The sequence below is a fragment of the Candidatus Deferrimicrobiaceae bacterium genome, from assembly GCA_035256765.1.
GTDB lineage: Bacteria > Desulfobacterota > Deferrimicrobia > Deferrimicrobiales > Deferrimicrobiaceae > CSP1-8.
On sequence record DATEXR010000198.1, the window covers coordinates 1 to 2,198 of the forward strand.

Genomic DNA, 2,198 nt, shown 5'->3' on the forward strand with positions numbered 1-2,198 from the left:
CAACCACATCTACCTCGGAGAGTTGCTCTTCATTCCCGAGGAGAACGTGGTGCGCCTGGACATGTCGGTCGAGCACGCGGTCCGCATACTCGTCTCCGGGGGGATCGCCTCGCCGGGCAGGTTCCCTTCCTCGAAAAATCCGACTTGACAAGTCGTTCGCTCCCCCCTTACCCTTAGAGGATCATGATTCCGGTTACGTTCACGCGGGAGATCCTTCGACTTGCCGGCCTCGCTCTACTGGGCCTACGGGGGTGCCGGCCCGCGACCGCGTGAGCGCCTGACGACATAGGCATACGCTCAACAAGGCCGCAGGAACCGGCGAAGGTTCCCGCGGTTTTTTCGTTTCGGCCGCCGGGAGCCGCATTCCCGGCGGCTTTTTTTTCCACGGGGGGCATTCAGGAACCCGGGTTTCCCGGCGAATGGTTGCTCCCCCTAAAAAAGGAGGAAGAGATGGCGGAAAGGGTGTTCATTTTCGACACGACGTTGCGTGACGGGGAGCAGGTTCCGGGCGCGAAGCTGGCGAAGGAGGAGAAGGTGAAGATCGCCCGGCAGCTTGCCGCGCTGGGGGTCGACATCATCGAGGCGGGTTTCCCGGCCTCCTCCCCGGGGGACTTCGAGTCCGTCCAGGCCGTCGCCCGGGAAGTCAAGGGACCCGTCGTGACGGGGCTTGCGCGGGCGGTCAAGAAGGACATCGACACCCTGTGGGAGGCCGTCAAGGGCGCCAAGCGCCCGCGGATCCACACGTTCCTCGGCACGTCGGACATCCACATCCAGAAGAAGTTCCGTTCCGACCGGGAGAAGATCCTCCAGTGGTGCGTGGACACGGTCAAGTACGCCTGTTCGCTTTGCCCCGACGTGGAATTCTCCACCGAGGATGCCTCGCGGACGGACTTCGACTTCCTGTGCCGGACCGTCGAGGCGGTCGTGAAAGCAGGGGCGAAGACGATCAACGTCCCCGATACCGTGGGGTATGCGACTCCCCAGGAGATGGCGGACCGCATCCGGCGTCTCAAGGAGAAAGTCCCCGCGCTGGACAGGGTGATCCTCTCCATGCACTGCCACAACGACCTCGGGCTGGCCACCGCCAATACGCTGGCGGGAATCCTCGCGGGGGCGAGGCAGGCCGAGGTGACCGTGAACGGGATCGGCGAACGGGCGGGGAACGCGGCCCTGGAAGAAGTGGTCCTGGCGATCCGGACGCGGAAGGAGATTTTCGCGGACCTCTACACGAAGATCAACGCGAAGGAGATCATGAAAACGAGCAAGATGGTCTCCGCCCTCATGGGGCTGCCCGTCCAGCGGAACAAGGCCATCGTGGGGACGAACGCGTTCGCCCACTCCTCCGGCATCCACCAGGACGGGATCATCAAGGATCGCTCGACCTACGAGATCATCCGCCCCGAGGATGTCGGCGGGTCCGCCCACACCTTCACCCTCACCGCGAGATCCGGTCGGGCGGCCCTCAAGCACCACATTTCCAACATGGGGCACAAGCTCACCGACGGACAGCTGGACACCCTCTACGAGAAATTCCTCGGCCTGGCGGATAAGAAAAAGGAGGTGATGGTCGAGGATCTCGAGATCCTTGTGCAGGAGGAGCTCTTCAAGGTCCCCGAGACGTACCGGCTGGAGCACGTCCAGATCCTCTCCAGCACGGAAGCCACGCCGATGGCCGCACTCCGGCTGCGCCGCCACAATGAGGTGCTCGAGGAAGCGTCGACGGGCAATGGGCCGATCGAAGCCGCCTACAAGTGCATCGAGCGGATCGTCGGGAAGAAGTTCCGCCTGATCAACTTCGGGCTTTCCGCCGTCACTTCGGGCAAGGACGCGATCGGCGAGGCGACGGTCCGGATCCGGGACAACGGGACGATCTTCGCGGGGGCGGCATCCTCCACGGACATCATCGAGGCGGCGGTCAAGGCATACCTGAACGCCATCAACCGATGGGTCGCCGAGGAGAAGAAGACGAAGGCGAGCCGGAAAGGGAAAAGGAAACCCGCCGGAAAAATGAAGGTCGCCTCCCCGTAAACGGGGAACGGGGTCGGGCTAGCGGTACTCCTCCCGGGGAGGGGAGAAGACGTCGAGGGCAACCGCGCCTTCCGGCCCCGCCAGGGCCTTGTGGAGGACGCCCCCCGGGACGAGGTAGATCGCGTTCCCGGAAAGGGTGCGCGTCTGGCCGGAGACCGTCAACTCCATCG

The 2,198-nt window shown here is 64.1% G+C and carries 1 protein-coding gene; it reads left to right on the forward strand.

Annotated features, from left to right (window positions below):
- Window positions 1-450 precede the first annotated feature (450 nt).
- Complete coding sequence (locus VJ307_06750) at window positions 451-2,028, forward strand: 2-isopropylmalate synthase (GenBank protein ID HJX73840.1); 1,578 nt, start codon at window positions 451-453, stop codon at window positions 2,026-2,028.
- Window positions 2,029-2,198: the final 170 nt, after the last annotated feature.